At 37.1% G+C, this 14,250-nt stretch carries 16 protein-coding genes; 7 read left to right on the top strand and 9 right to left on the bottom strand.

What is annotated here, in order from left to right:
• Positions 1–39 precede the first annotated feature (39 nt).
• The 3 genes from IPO46_09125 (at position 40) to IPO46_09115 (ending at position 3,766) form a co-directional block, all read left to right on the top strand.
• Positions 40–2,235, top strand: a complete 2,196-nt coding sequence (locus tag IPO46_09125; GenBank protein ID QQS62284.1) for a glutamine synthetase III — start codon at positions 40–42, stop codon at positions 2,233–2,235.
• A gap of 92 nt (positions 2,236–2,327) precedes the next feature.
• On the top strand, positions 2,328–2,843 hold the full coding sequence (locus tag IPO46_09120) for a hypothetical protein (protein ID QQS62283.1): 516 nt from the start codon (positions 2,328–2,330) through the stop codon (positions 2,841–2,843).
• A gap of 161 nt (positions 2,844–3,004) precedes the next feature.
• On the top strand, positions 3,005–3,766 hold the full coding sequence (locus IPO46_09115; protein ID QQS62282.1) for a DUF2249 domain-containing protein: 762 nt from the start codon (positions 3,005–3,007) through the stop codon (positions 3,764–3,766).
• Between the two features lie 30 nt (positions 3,767–3,796).
• On the opposite strand, the gene IPO46_09110 is transcribed toward IPO46_09115, so the two are convergent.
• On the bottom strand, positions 3,797–4,300 hold the full coding sequence (locus IPO46_09110; protein QQS62281.1) for a hemerythrin domain-containing protein: 504 nt from the start codon (positions 4,298–4,300) through the stop codon (positions 3,797–3,799).
• 242 nt (positions 4,301–4,542) lie between these two features.
• On the opposite strand from IPO46_09110, the gene IPO46_09105 reads away from it, so the two are divergent.
• Genes IPO46_09105 through IPO46_09095 form a run of 3 tightly spaced genes read left to right on the top strand, consistent with a single transcriptional unit; the run spans position 4,543 to position 6,422 of the window.
• On the top strand, positions 4,543–4,953 hold the full coding sequence (locus IPO46_09105; GenBank protein QQS62280.1) for a putative zinc-binding protein: 411 nt from the start codon (positions 4,543–4,545) through the stop codon (positions 4,951–4,953).
• Complete coding sequence (locus tag IPO46_09100) at positions 4,943–6,193, top strand: U32 family peptidase (GenBank protein QQS62279.1); 1,251 nt, start codon at positions 4,943–4,945, stop codon at positions 6,191–6,193. Before IPO46_09105 ends, IPO46_09100 begins: the two co-directional genes overlap by 11 nt.
• Position 6,194: 1 nt before the next feature.
• Positions 6,195–6,422, top strand: coding sequence for a ferredoxin (locus IPO46_09095; GenBank protein ID QQS62278.1), 228 nt, complete (start codon positions 6,195–6,197; stop codon positions 6,420–6,422).
• Between the two features lie 36 nt (positions 6,423–6,458).
• Here IPO46_09095 and IPO46_09090 read toward each other — a convergent pair whose 3' ends face one another.
• The gene (locus IPO46_09090; GenBank protein QQS62277.1) at positions 6,459–7,844 is read right to left on the bottom strand and encodes a tyrosine phenol-lyase; all 1,386 of its coding nucleotides are present in this window, start codon (positions 7,842–7,844) and stop codon (positions 6,459–6,461) included.
• 259 nt (positions 7,845–8,103) lie between these two features.
• On the opposite strand from IPO46_09090, the gene IPO46_09085 reads away from it, so the two are divergent.
• The gene (locus tag IPO46_09085; GenBank protein QQS62276.1) at positions 8,104–9,438 is read left to right on the top strand and encodes a D-serine ammonia-lyase; all 1,335 of its coding nucleotides are present in this window, start codon (positions 8,104–8,106) and stop codon (positions 9,436–9,438) included.
• On the opposite strand, the gene IPO46_09080 is transcribed toward IPO46_09085, so the two are convergent.
• From IPO46_09080 to IPO46_09050, 7 genes are read right to left on the bottom strand one after another with little or no spacing between them, the layout of a single operon-like run.
• Complete coding sequence (locus IPO46_09080; protein ID QQS62275.1) at positions 9,435–10,361, bottom strand: bifunctional molybdenum cofactor biosynthesis protein MoaC/MoaB; 927 nt, start codon at positions 10,359–10,361, stop codon at positions 9,435–9,437. The genes IPO46_09085 and IPO46_09080 overlap by 4 nt on opposite strands.
• Positions 10,362–10,367: 6 nt before the next feature.
• Positions 10,368–10,811: a molybdenum cofactor biosynthesis protein MoaE gene (locus tag IPO46_09075; protein QQS62274.1), complete on the bottom strand. Its 444-nt coding sequence runs from the start codon at positions 10,809–10,811 to the stop codon at positions 10,368–10,370.
• A gap of 9 nt (positions 10,812–10,820) precedes the next feature.
• Positions 10,821–11,954: a HesA/MoeB/ThiF family protein gene (locus tag IPO46_09070; protein QQS62273.1), complete on the bottom strand. Its 1,134-nt coding sequence runs from the start codon at positions 11,952–11,954 to the stop codon at positions 10,821–10,823.
• A gap of 1 nt (position 11,955) precedes the next feature.
• Positions 11,956–12,189 (bottom strand): MoaD/ThiS family protein, encoded by a 234-nt coding sequence (locus IPO46_09065; GenBank protein QQS62272.1) that lies wholly within the window; start codon positions 12,187–12,189, stop codon positions 11,956–11,958.
• Entirely contained in the window at positions 12,179–12,775 is a 597-nt protein-coding gene (locus tag IPO46_09060; GenBank protein ID QQS62271.1) for a molybdenum cofactor guanylyltransferase, read from the bottom strand. The genes IPO46_09065 and IPO46_09060 overlap by 11 nt, the downstream gene beginning before the upstream one ends.
• Positions 12,776–13,516 carry a sulfite exporter TauE/SafE family protein gene (locus IPO46_09055; protein QQS62270.1) on the bottom strand — a complete coding sequence of 247 codons (741 nt, stop codon included), beginning with the start codon at positions 13,514–13,516 and terminating at the stop codon, positions 12,776–12,778. It lies immediately after the preceding gene.
• Between the two features lie 19 nt (positions 13,517–13,535).
• Complete coding sequence (locus tag IPO46_09050; protein QQS62269.1) at positions 13,536–14,174, bottom strand: molybdopterin-dependent oxidoreductase; 639 nt, start codon at positions 14,172–14,174, stop codon at positions 13,536–13,538.
• Positions 14,175–14,250: the final 76 nt, after the last annotated feature.

Raw genomic sequence — 14,250 nt, 5'->3', positions numbered from 1 at the left:
TAAATATATGTTTTTTTGTGCCTTAAACATTAAAAATATATGAATTCGTTACGTTTTACTGCTATTTCAAATTTTACTCAAAGAGAAGTGGAAACCGAGTTTGAAAACAAAGGAGCTATTACCAATTTTTTTGGAGAAAATGTTTTTACACTTGATACAGCGAGGCAATTCTTAAGTGAAGAAGCCTATAAAAGCCTGGCTGCATCAACTAAAAGCGGCAATAAAATTGACCGCAACATGGGCAACCAAATTGCCAATGGACTTAGAGCTTGGGCACAAAGCAAAAACGTAACCCATTTTACACATTGGTTTCAACCACTTACCGGAGCATCGGCAGAAAAACATGATTCTTTTTTTACCCTAAAAAGCGATGGTACGCCCATAGAAGAATTTGATGGAGGCGCTTTAATACAGCAAGAACCAGATGCTTCCTCTTTTCCCAGTGGTGGCCTTAGGGCAACGTTTGAAGCAAGGGGCTATACCGCCTGGGATCCATCCTCTCCTGCATTTATAATGGAAATAGGCAATGGCAAAACCTTGTGCATCCCTACCATATTTGTATCATATACCGGGGAATCTCTGGATACAAAAACGCCACTTTTAAAAGCGCTTGTAGCTATTGAAAAATCAGCCGTGGAGGTATGCCAGTATTTTGACAAAAACGTAACCAGGGTTACGCCAACCCTGGGTTGGGAGCAGGAATACTTTTTAGTAGATGCCGGGCTGGCAAACGCAAGGCCTGATATACTTTTGACTGGTCGTACCGTTTTTGGTCATGCTCCGGCAAAAGGCCAGCAGCTTGAAGACCATTATTTTGGCGCAATACCCGAACGCTTTTATGCTTTTATGTGCGACTTTGAACAGGAATCTTATAAGCTGGGCATCCCTTTGCGTACAAGGCATAATGAAGTGGCGCCAGGCCAGTTTGAATGTGCGCCAATTTATGAAGAAACCAACCTTGCAGTGGACCATAACACCTTGCTGATGGATATAATGAACAGGGTTGCAAGGCGCCATAATTTAAAAGTACTGCTTCATGAAAAACCCTTTGCAGGCATAAACGGTAGCGGAAAACATAATAACTGGAGCCTTGCTACCGATACAGGAGTAAACCTGCTGGCACCTGGCAAAACGCCAAAAACCAATTTAATGTTTCTCACTTTTTTTATTAATATCATTAAAGCAGTGCATGATTATGCAGAACTCTTAAGGGCTTCCATAGCCAGTGCAGGTAACGACCACCGCCTTGGCGCCAATGAAGCGCCACCTGCTATAATTTCTATTTTTATTGGCAAATACCTTACTGATGTTTTAAAAGAAGTGGAAATAAGGGTAGGCAGCAATTTTGATGAAACAGATGAAGCCTTATTGAAACTGGACATCCACAAAAGCATCCCTGAGCTTATGCTGGATAATACCGATCGTAATCGCACTTCTCCTTTTGCTTTTACCGGAAATAAATTTGAGTTTCGTGCCGTAGGCTCTTCGGCCAACTGTGCACTTTCCATGACGGTGCTCAATACTATTATGGCTGAAACACTTAAAACTTTTAAAAAAGAAGTAGATGTATTAATTGAAAGTGGTGATAAGAAAGAAGTAGCCATTATGCATATTTTACAAAAATATATTGTAAGCAGTAAAAAGGTTTTGTTTGAAGGTGATGGCTATAGCGAAGAATGGGAAAAAGAAGCACTAAAAAGAGGATTAGCCAATATTAAAAACACACCATTGGCCTTAGATGCCTATGCTGCCGATAAAGCAAAGGTACTGTTTGAAAACAACCACATCTTCAGCCATGCCGAACTGGAAGCACGCCACGAAATAATGCTGGAAGAGTATATTAAAAAGATTCAAATTGAAGCAAGAGTAATGGGCGACCTGGCTACAACATTTGTATTACCATCGGCCATTAAATACCAGAATATTTTGGTACAAAATATAAAAGGCCTCAAAGAAGCCGGGCTAAAACCCCATGCTTACGCCAACCAGGTGCAGGTACTGGAAAAAATAAGCCATCATACCAGCATTATGAGCGACAGCGTAGAAAAAATGATTGAGGCACGCAAAAAAGCCAACAAAATTACCAACACCCGTAAAAAGGCCATTGCTTATTGCGACGATATAAAAGGCAAGTACTTTGATGTAATCCGCTATCATGTAGATAAGCTGGAGTTAATAGTTGATGATACTTACTGGACTTTACCTAAATACAGGGAAATTTTATTTTTAAGGTAATGAGCAACAAATGAAATTTTTATTTATAAAAGGCTGCACCAAAAAAAACAGTTTGATGCAGCTTTTTTATGCCGACTTTATTCTTAAAATGTATGCAGCAAAAAAACCTTAGCAGGCAAAAAATTTTATTTTGCCTGCTTACCTCAATAGTATCTATATGTGCTTATGGGCAACGCAACAAAAACTACACAAATGCAACCTATTTAGAAATAGGAGGCAACGGCTTAATGGCATCTGTACATTATGAACGGCAGCTTTTCAAATCTACAAAAATCTATGGCCATATTGGCGTAGGCATATATGGAGCAAAACAACTTAGGCCCACTATTCCATTTGGGGTAAATTACCTGTTGCCCATTGATAAAAGCAAATCATTTATTGACTTTGGCGCCGGGGTTACTTATACCAAAGCCGATGTAAAACTTTATATAATTGTTGACCGAATAAACAATAACCCCGTACAATACAGCTATTTTAATTTTATTCCACATATAGGCTTCAGGCATCATAGCAGCAAAAACTTCATGTATAAATTAAGTATTACCCCGGTTTTTAATCACTACGATGGCATTCCGTTCATTGGGTTTTCTTTTGGGAAAATATTTTAAACTGCTTTTAATTTTAAAAAATGTTTACACTATTAATATAAATTGTATCGTTTCACTTAAACTATGAGCCAGATCATAAAACATTTTTTTTGACCGTATTGTTACAATAATAACAGCCAACCACTATTGATAAAAGTTATCTTTGCAAAAAAAATTTAAATATGGATACCCAATTAAATACCGCAGGGCAGGAAGCATTGGATATGAGGGTTTTTATTCCCATTGAAAGACACAAAAAACTCATACAGCTTTTTAAAGAATTACCAGTTGATAAAAGTTTTGTTTTTATTAATGACCATGACCCTATTCCGCTTTACTATGAATTTCGTTCTATTTACGGTGATGTGGTAGGCTGGGAATACCTGAACCGTGGCGGCAGGGAATGGATGGTAAAAGTTACCCGTACTGAAGCCTCACAAGGACGAGAATTTACAGACATATCTACATTGCTCGACCTGAGAAAGGCGAATAAAGATGAATGGAAACAGATTGTATTTCACCGCTATGGAATGATGGAGCAGGGAGACAGCATGGAAATTATTGCAGCAGACGACCCCAAAGAAATACATGGGATTTTTATGCAAAAATTTGAAGGTAAACATTCCTGGATTTACAAAAAACAGGAACCAAACGAAGTTGTAGTGCATATTACCAAAAAAGTAAAAAGCGGTTTAGGCGATGATGGCTTTTCGGTGGTGAATGAATACGACCTGAGGCCTTTTGCGCCGGCACAGCGCCACGAAATGTTTTATGAAGCTTTTGCCGAAATAAAACAAGGTGAAGCTTTTGAATTTTTTAACGACCATGATCCTTTGCCACTTTATTATCAAATGGAAGCAGAAAGCAAAGACCCTTTTAAATGGGAATACTTAATTAAGGGCCCTGAAGAATGGAAGGTAAGGGTTATTAAAGTAAAAGGATAATTACAGATAGGGAGAATTTTTCTCCTTATTTTATTTTATCTTATCAAAATCGTAACCAGCCCGTAATAATGCACGCCTTGCCGCTTCAATAGCAATGGGTGCTGGGTTTGGTGGATGTACCGGAACTTCTTCTACTTTTTCCAATACCGCCAATAGCTCTTCTGTTTGGCCTTGCGTTAAAGCTTCGCACACATCGTATAAGCCCCCGTTTTCCTCTTCCGCAAAATCATGTTTTTCTAAAACATGCCTTATTGCATTTATGATGGAATGAGTTGGCGGCGGCACCAGCAATGCTGTTAATGCTCCATGCTCCAATTTAAACCGGGGAATTAAATTTTGCATTACTTTTTTATTCATCTTAATTGATGCAGGAAATAAAGTTTTTTCTTCCATTTTAATATGGCGCAACAAACCGGTTCTGAATTTATGATAATACTCCATATTAATTGTTTCCGGTTGCTCCGTGGCTTTTTCAAGTAATGCTTCCAGCCGGTGATGGTCGTTCGTGAAAAAAGTATGCAAAGGCTTATTCATAGTAAAATTTGTTAAGTAAACTCTGGATGCAAAATTATCTTTTATTTTGTTGCTTATCAAAGCAAAAATAATAGGTACTTTATAAAAAACCCATATATACTAATTACCCTATTTAATCTATTTATCAAACACTAAACAAACTGGCCTGGCTGTTTTCCAAAAATTTTCTTGTAAATTAAAGATATTATTGTCTTTTATTTTTAACCTTTGCAAACCCCAAAAGGGAAAGATTATTTAAAAATATGGAAAACCCAATCATCTACTCCTGTTCAGGCTGTTCCAGTGCTGCACAAATGGCCAATTACATAGCAGTAAAAATAGACAGGAAAGCAATAGCCGAAATGTCCTGTATCGTTGGCGTTGGAGGTAATGTAAAAAAAATGGTAAATACAGCAAAATCAGGACGAAAAATTATTGCCATTGACGGCTGCCCACTATCCTGCTCCAAAGCCTGCCTGAGTAATCATCATATTGAACCTGATTTACATTTTGAACTAACGCAATTTGGTGTAAAGAAAAAAAACCATGTGGACTTTGATCCAAACCAGGCCGATAGCATTTTGGAAATTATTGAAGAAAAGATTGCAAATAATAATACTCAACTAAAAAATGCAGAAATAAAAACAGAAATACTTCAAAAGCATGAAGAGTAAAAATATAAAAAAGAAAATAGAACTATTGGCGCCTGTCGGCTCATTTGAAAGCCTGCATGCCGCTATACAAGCCGGAGCCGATGCTATTTATTTTGGTGTAGCCCAATTAAATATGAGGGCAAAATCTATAAATTCCTTTTTTTTAAGTGATTTGCCACTCATACAAGCAACCTGTAGCCAACATCATATTAAAACCTATATTACACTTAACACAGTAATGTATGAGCATGATATGCAATTACTCAAAACTATTTTAAAAGAAGTAAAGAAACACAAAATAGATGCGGTAATTGCCTCGGATTTTGCCGTGATGGAATATTGCAGGCAGCTCCATATTCCTTTACATGTTTCAACCCAGGCCAACGTAAGTAATATAGAATCTATAAAATTTTTCGCATCATTCTCAGATGCGGTTGTATTGGCCAGGGAGCTTACTTTAAAACAGGTAAAACAAATAACCGCTGAAATTGCCCGAAAAAAGATCAATGGAATTTCGGGAAAATTAATGCGTATTGAAATTTTTATTCATGGCGCTTTATGTATGGCTGTTTCGGGTAAATGTTATTTAAGCCTTCACGCTCAAAACTCTTCAGCAAACAGGGGTGCATGTTCGCAAAATTGCCGCCATGCCTATAAAGTAACCGATATAGATACCCAGGAAGAACTAGTGATAGAAAATAATTACATCATGTCGCCAAAGGATCTTTGTACCATAGATATCCTGGACCAGGTTATTGAAAGCGGAGCAACAATTTTAAAAATTGAAGGCCGTGGAAAAGGACCGGAATATGTATCTATAGTTACTAAAATCTATAAAAAAGCTTTATTGGCTATTGAGGAAAATAGTTATACAAAAGAAAAAATTGATTTATGGAAAAATGAATTGGCAAAGGTGTACAACCGGGGTTTTTGGGAAGGATATTATCTCGGAAGAAAATTAGGAGAATGGACTGATAACCCCGGTTCTGCAGCTACAGAGAAAAAAATATATGTAGGCAAAGGCAAAAAATATTTTTCAAAAATTAAAGTGGGTGAATTTTTAATAGAAACAGGAAGTATTAAAGTTGGTGATACCTTATTACTTACCGGTCCGGGTTTTGGATTAATAAAGCAGCCGGTAGAAAAGCTTTTAGTTAATGGTGCAATATCATCAGAAGCGGTAAAAGGCGACTTTGTAACGCTTGCCTGTGAGCACAAAATATCCCCAACTGATAAACTCTATAAAATAATAAAAACCTGAAATGCCCAATATTGTACATTACAGGAATAAATGTATTGGCTGTGGTATTTGCTATGAAATGATGCCTGAAGTTTGGCGTATGTCAAAAAAAGATGGCAAAGCCACGTTAATAAAAGGATTGTTAAAAAAGCAAACTACCGTTTTACCTATTAATCCATCACTAAATGAAACTGCAAAAAAAGTAGCAAAGGCATGCCCGGTAAACATCATAAAAATAAATACATTTTAAAGAAAGCTACCTTGCTTTAGTATTAACTGTCAAATTTTATTTTAGTTGCTCAAATTTTGCCTGGAAGAACCGTAGGTATTTAGGCTCATAAACCATTTTCAATCCGTTAATATTTTTCCTTCTTTCATGCACCATTGCCACTGATTCTGCTACTACATCCATGTGTGCCTGAGTGTATACACGGCGAGGTAGAGTGAAACGTACCAGTTCTAACTTAGGATAGTAATTCTCCCCATTAGGTTTTCTTCCGGCAGATACCACACCTCTTTCCATGGTGCGTACCCCTGAATCAATATATACTTCGCCTGCCAGGGTTTGCGCCGGAAATTGATCCTGCGTAAGATGCGGTAAAAATGCTTTTGCATCTACAAAAACACCATGCCCTCCAATTGGTTTTACAATAGGAATACCATATTCCTGCATTTTCTTTCCTAAATATTCCACCTGTCCAACACGTGCTGCCTGGTGGGCATCGTTCACACTTTCCATAATGCCTACGGCAATTGCCTCCATATCACGGCCGGCAATACCACCATAGGTATGCAGCCCTTCATAAGCCACAACCAGGTTCCTGGCTTCTTCAAAAACATTCCAATCGTTAATGGCCAAAAAACCGCCAATATTTACCAATGCATCTTTTTTTGCACTCATGGTTGCTCCATCGGTTAAAGAACAAATTTCCTTTACAATATCTTTAATTTTTACTTTCTCATATCCCTTTTCCCGTTGCTGAATAAAATAAGCGTTTTCAGCAACACGTGTCATGTCGTGTATAATTCTAATGCCATGCTTTTTAGTATATTTTCTCAGCTCTTTTAAATTAGCCATACTTACCGGCTGGCCGCCTGCCATATTTACATTTGTTGCCAGGCAGATATAAGAAATTTTTGCTGCACCCACTTTTTTAACCAGGCTGTCCAGCTTATTTAAATCCACATTTCCCTTAAAAGGAAATTCACTGTTGGGGTCATGCGCTTCGTCAATAATAATATCTACAAATTTTCCTCCTGCCATTTCCTGGTGCAGCCTTGTAGTAGTGAAATACATATTACCCGGCACAAAATCGCCCTTCTTTATTAAAATTTGAGAAAGCAAATGCTCGGCGCCACGGCCCTGGTGAGTAGGCACAATATATTTATAGCCATAATAATCCTTAATAGCATTTTCCATTTTATAGTAACTCTTGCTTCCAGCATAGGCTTCATCTCCGGTCATAAATGCGGCCCATTGCTGGTCACTCATTGCATTGGTACCGCTATCTGTCAATAAATCTATATACACATCTTCTGCAGGCAGCAAAAAAGTATTGAAACCTGCTGCTTTAAGCGCTTTAATACGCTGTGGTTTTGTTGTTACCTTTAATAATTCAACCATTTTTATCCTGTAAGGTTCGGCCCAGGAACGTTTAGCAATCTTTGCCATAATACTGTATTAATTGTGTGGATTAAATGGTAATTTAATTACCCTATCAAATGCACTGGTAATTTACCGGCGCAAAATTAATCATTTATCATTATAAAAGACAATTATATCTTTTATTATGAAAAAAACTTTAAGTTACCCAATTAAGTAAAAATATTTTTTCTTTTAGGAAACCTTTAGTTATTCGCTTAATAATTCAGAATTTTTTAAGGAAATATGCATAAGAATTTTCAGAATTTTTAATTATATTGTAACAGCCATGACTTTTAGTGACCTCAATAAATGGATTGTTGCATACCCGCTTTTGGGAGATATTATCAGTTTAAAACCGGTAATATGGCTCAATGCAAACCGGGAAAAAATACGGAACATCCATTCGTTACCTGTTACCCTGCAGGATTTGCAGGATGCAGCTGAACTTTGGGAAAGATTTGCTCCCTACTTATCAAAAGCATTTCCAGAAACAATAAAAACTGGCGGTATAATCGAATCGCCTTTAAAAGAAATTCCACAAATGCAGTTATTGCTCAATAAGCAGAAAGGGATATCTATACCTGGGAAATTATTGCTGAAATGTGACAATGAATTACCTATTGCCGGATCTATAAAAGCCAGAGGTGGTATTTTTGAAGTGTTGCATTATGCCGAGCAATTGGCTATACAAAGCGGCCTTTTAAAACTAAGAGAAAATTATGCAGTACTGGCAGAAGAAAAGTTCAGGAATATTTTTTCAAGATACTCTATAGGCGTTGGCTCTACAGGAAACCTGGGTTTAAGTATTGGTATAATAAGTACAAAATTGGGTTTTAAGGTAACGGTGTATATGTCTGCTAATGCCAAAGAATGGAAAAAAGAACTATTAAGATCGGTAGGTGCAAACGTAGTGGAGTTTACCGGTGATTTTAGCGAGGCAATAGATGCAGGGAGAAAAGCTACAAATGCAGATCCTAAAGGATATTTTATTGACGACGAAAATTCAAAATATTTATTCCTGGGCTATAGTGTTGCGGCAACCCGGTTAAAAAATCAATTGGATGCAATGAATATCATTATTGATGAAACGCATCCGCTATTTGTGTATTCTCCCTGTGGAGTCGGCGGTTCACCAGGCGGAATTGCCTTTGGACTCAGGCAAATTTTTGGGGATAATGCCCATTGCTTTTTTGCTGAACCTACACATTCGCCTGCTGTGTTACTGGGCTTGCTCACTGGTAAAATGCAAAAACTGAGTGTGCATGATTTTGGAATTGATAATATAACAGAAGCCGATGGGTTGGCAGTAGGGCGGCCATCTGCATTTGCTTCTGGCATTAGTAACGTTTTAATAAGCGGAATTTATACTATTGAAGACGATGAACTTTTTAAACTGTTGTATATGCTGGGAAAAACCGAAGGTATTTTTTTGGAACCTTCTGCCACTGCGGGTTTAATCGGTCCGTATCAAATAGCAAAATCGGGATATAAGGAAAGCCATCATTTCAATCCAGAAAAAATTACCCATATTGCCTGGGCAACAGGTGGCGCCCTGGTTCCTAAAGATGAAATGGAGCGTTTCTATAATAAAGGGGAAAAACTATTTAGTAAAAACTTTTAGGAATTACCCATCTCTTCATGCCTTAAATGTTCCATTACTTTAAAAAGGTGAAGTATGTAGGGAAAAAGTGCGTCCATACTTTCTGCTGCACCTTTTGTAGAGCCCGGAAGTGCCAATATTAATGTATTGCCTTTTAAACCGCCGAGGCTACGGGATAGCATACTATAGGGTGTTATCTCCTGCCCAAATCCACGGGCTGCTTCTCCAATTCCGGGAATTTCCCTATCAAGCATAGGCCGAATGGCTTCAGGTGTAACATCTCTTGGTGATAAACCAGTGCCGCCGGTTAGTATGATTATATCAATTTTATTGTTACAATAAAATCCTACTTTTTGCTGAATATCTTTTACTTCATCCGGAATAATGCAATACTCATTATTTTCAATTCCGCATTTTTCAAGCTTTGCTATGATGGCTTTACCGGCAGCATCCTGCTTTTTACCTGTGGCAATACTATCTGAACAAACAATTACCGCTGCGGTAATTTTCCGGGATAATTTTTCAATATACTGCGATTTTCCTCCTTTCTTTTTCAGTAGTTTAATATGGTTTATTTCTACTCCTTTGTCAATAGGCTTAAGCATGTCGTATAAAGTTAAGGCCACAACCGAAGCGCCATGCATGGCTTCTACCTCTACACCTGTACGATAAATTGTGTGTACTTCCACCTCTATGTTAATATCCAATCCATCAATGCTATGTTTTATTTTTGCAAACTCAATGGGTAAGGGATGGCAATCGGGGATTAAATCACTGGTTTTTTTTATACCCAGCAAACCGGCTACCCTACTTGCTTCCAGCACATCACCCTTAGGCACGGCTCTATTATTAATTGCTGCAATAGTTTCTTGCCGGCTAACGGTTACCGTAGCTTGTGCAATGGCTATACGGTGTGTTTTTATTTTTGATGTAATATCTACCATAATTGTTTATGAATTTTCTTTCCATTGGAAATTTTCGTTTCCTAAAATTTCTTTTCCCCAAATGGGCACTTCCTTTTTTATGCGTTCAACAATTTCTTCACAGGCATTTATAGCTGCTTTTCTATGCACTGCAGAAACAAAAACAAATAAACTTATTTCGCCTGCATTTACCCGGCCCAGGCTATGATAAATGTGCATACAAACTAAGGGATATTTTTTAAAAAAATCTTCCCTTATCTCCTGAAATATTTCAACGGCCATATCCTTATAAGCTGTGTATTCTATTGCAATTACTTCCTGTTCTTTAATTTTATCGTTTCGTACCTGTCCCAAAAAAATACTATGTGCTCCAATATTCTTTTTACTATTGTGTTTTAAAATAGATTCGCCAATAAAAACCGGCTTTATTGCACCTTCTACAAATACATTCTTTATTTTTTTTTCCCCCATTATTCAATTTTAAAATATTGCCTTTTTTCTATTGTGTATTTTCCAGGATTCAATACCGGCCTTAAGGCTATAAACCTGTTCCAGCCCAGTTTTTGCCCGAATGATGGTTACCGCCTTTAAACTACGTATGCCCGATTGGCAGAAAACAACAATTTTTTTGTTTGTGCATATTTCGTTTATCCTTTGCTCCAATTTACTTAAAGGGATTTGAATAAATGGAAATTCATCTATAGCCGGTAATTCCCCAATTTCCCTTACATCCATAACCAGCACCCCGTCTTTCCTTCTTAGCTCATCAAACTCATCCACAGTAATTTCATCCTGGTTATTAGCAATACCGCAATGCCATTCATAATCAAAGTTTTCAAACCCGGTTTTATTTGCAGGAATATTTATTGAAACACTTTTTGCAGGTGAAATAAGGAATTCAAAAAAACGGTTGTTGCGTACATTATAAGTAAGCAATTTATTAGTCAAAGGCTCGCCAATTGCCGTGATAATTTTAATTACTTCTGCCGCCTGCATGGTGCCGATAATTCCTGGCAATACGCCAATTACACCTGCCTCGTTGCATGAAGGAACTGTATGCGGCAACGGGGGCTGGGGAAACAAATCCCGGTAATTCGTTTTGTAATTGCACTGCTCTGTTTGCAAATTAAATACTGCAACCTGTCCTTCAAAACGAAGAACAGCGCCATATACCAAAGGTTTATTGAGCAACACACAAGCATCGTTCAGCAAATATCTTGTTGCAAAATTATCCGAACTATCTAAAATAATATCGTAAAGGCCAAGTAAATCCCATGCATTCTTATGAGTAATTTTGTAATAATACGCATCAATCTGTATATCCGGGTTCAGCAATTTTAATTTTTGTGTAGCAACTATTGCTTTAGGTTTACCAATATCCTCAACAGTAAACAAGGTTTGCCTTTGAAGGTTGGATAATTCCACCAAATCAAAATCTATAATACCAATACTGCCAACCCCTGCAGCAGCAAGGTATTGCAATGCAGGGCAACCCAATCCCCCGGCGCCAACAACAAGCACTTTTGCAGCCAGTAATTTATCCTGTGCTGCTGGGCCAAATTCTTTTAAAATTATTTGACGCTGGTATCTTTCGTATGTATTATGCCGTATCATTTTATCCACCGGAAAATGCCGGCAATAAAGCTATGGTATCATTATTACTTAAAATAGTATTGCCGTGTATTATTTGTTTATTTACTGCAATATTAAATTCCATTTGCTGCACTTGTGGAAATTTCAGGTTTAGGTATTTTAGTAAATCTTCAGTATCCTTTATGTCTGCAACAATAAAACTATCCACTTTCAATGCTTCGGCAACCTGCCCAAATGCTATTATATTAATTTTCATTTTTAAGAAATTGAAGGCCTTTTTTAAGGTCATTTTTATCATTGATGTTCATTAAAACTTTTTCATCAAAAATAATATTATGGTCAACATTCAGTTTCAACAAATCAAAATGAGCAACCATTTCCTGTAATTTAATAAATTTTTGTTCAATAAGCTGCTCCCATATTGGCAGGCAACTTTTGCTATACACTGCAAATAAAGGTTGCATTTTAGTATGGTAAACAGGTATGGTTATTTGTGTGCCGGCAGATTGGCCGACAACAAAACCTATTGCCTTAGCAGTGATGAATGGCATATCGCAGCTTACCACAAAAATGCTTTTGGTGTGGGCATGTTTTAAAGCTGTAAAAATGCCCCCAGCCGGTCCAATATTTTTAATTTCGTCTTCTATTACCTCCAAATTAAATTTTTGATATACTGCATTATTGGCAACAATAGTAATTTTTTCAAAAACAAATTGCAACTCATTAATCACCCATTCAACTAAATATTTATTTTGAAAGTGCAATAAACCCTTATCTGTTCCCATCCGGGAGCTTTTGCCACCGGCCAATAAATAGGCGTGGATATTGGGATATTTTATCAATTAAGTAAACAATAATTTTACCGATGCCAATAAAAGCACAAATGCCAATAAAGTTTTTAAAAAGAAATTGCCGGCTTTCATAGCCCCAAAATAAGAGCCCAAAAGGCCCCCGGCAAAAGCCACCACAATCATCCAAGTCATATTATGGCTCATCTGCACACCCCTGGTAATTAATCCGGCCATACCAGAAATTGAATTCACCAAAATAAATAAAGCTGATACTGCTGCGGTTTGTTTCAAGTTGCCCCAATGTAATAACAATATCACCGGGCTTAAAATTATTCCGCCGCCAATGCCTATTATCCCTGATATTACCCCAATAGCAGCACCAATAATTAATGACCATACCAGGTTTTGCTTTTTAAATTTTTCGATATTATTAAATTTCAAGCCAATTAACCTTATAACAGAAAACAGGAGTAATATCCCTAAAATAGTTTTATACAACCCTGCATCTATATTTATTAACCCGCCTAAAAAAGCAGCAGGAACCGAAGCTACAGCAAAGGGCAAAAACAACTTCCAGCTAAAATGCCCACCACGGTAATACTGAATAAAGGCTGTAAGTGAAACAAAAATATTCAGGAGCAAAGCAGTAGGACGCATTACCTCAGGCGCAAAGGAAAAAAAAGCCATTAATGCCAAATACCCGCTTGCTCCACCATGCCCTACAGAAGAATACATAAAGGCCACAAAAAAAAGCAAAGAAAAAAAAAGAACGTTTATGGTTTCTAAATCCATTGATGTTATTTAAAGTTATTTAATTAACCCTGGTAATTTCAATACTCTTTAACCAAATTACCTGCCTTGGCCCGGTTTTAATATCATTGGCACAAATTAATTTCATTTCTCCATGTGATGCTATTGGTTTACCATCTTCTTCGAAAATAACAAAGGTATTATCACCGGTTGGGTTATTAAATATTTCTGCCCAGGAAAATGTTGCTTTATAATTATCTGTAGCCCTTGCAACAATTATTAAATTACGGTCTTTATGGTTTTGCTGCACTATCACAGCTTTTTCAAGTATATCTTTTAGCAGCACAGCTTTTCTCGTTGCTTTTGCGCTGCTTGTAGCGCCAGACAGGCAAACCACATTCAAATTATTTAAAGTAACCAATTTCATTCTTTTTAAAGAATCTACGGTAAGATTTAAGGTATTTTCCACATCTCCTTTTACTTCTAAAACTTTACTGATGTACTTAAAAGTATCCCCAGGCGCAATGGGCAGCAAACAGGCTCCTTCATTCTCAACATTGAAACCTTTTGCCGCTACTTCTTTATGGCTTATATGGGAAGCTGACTTTATTGATGAACTATCCTTACTAGTTGATTGATAACAACCGGTAAAAATTACTGTTGCAAAAAAGATGAAGCTGCAATGCTTAAAATTATTCATACTAAACTTTTTTAAACACAATTAAAGAAAACTAAATAATATTGACAATTGCCATCTTCAATTTACAACCAAGTTA

The sequence above is a fragment of the Chitinophagaceae bacterium genome, from assembly GCA_016699815.1.
Classification (GTDB): domain Bacteria; phylum Bacteroidota; class Bacteroidia; order Chitinophagales; family Chitinophagaceae; genus Ferruginibacter.
Note: the sequence above shows the minus strand (reverse complement) of the source record. Positions and strands in the feature narration are given on the sequence as shown.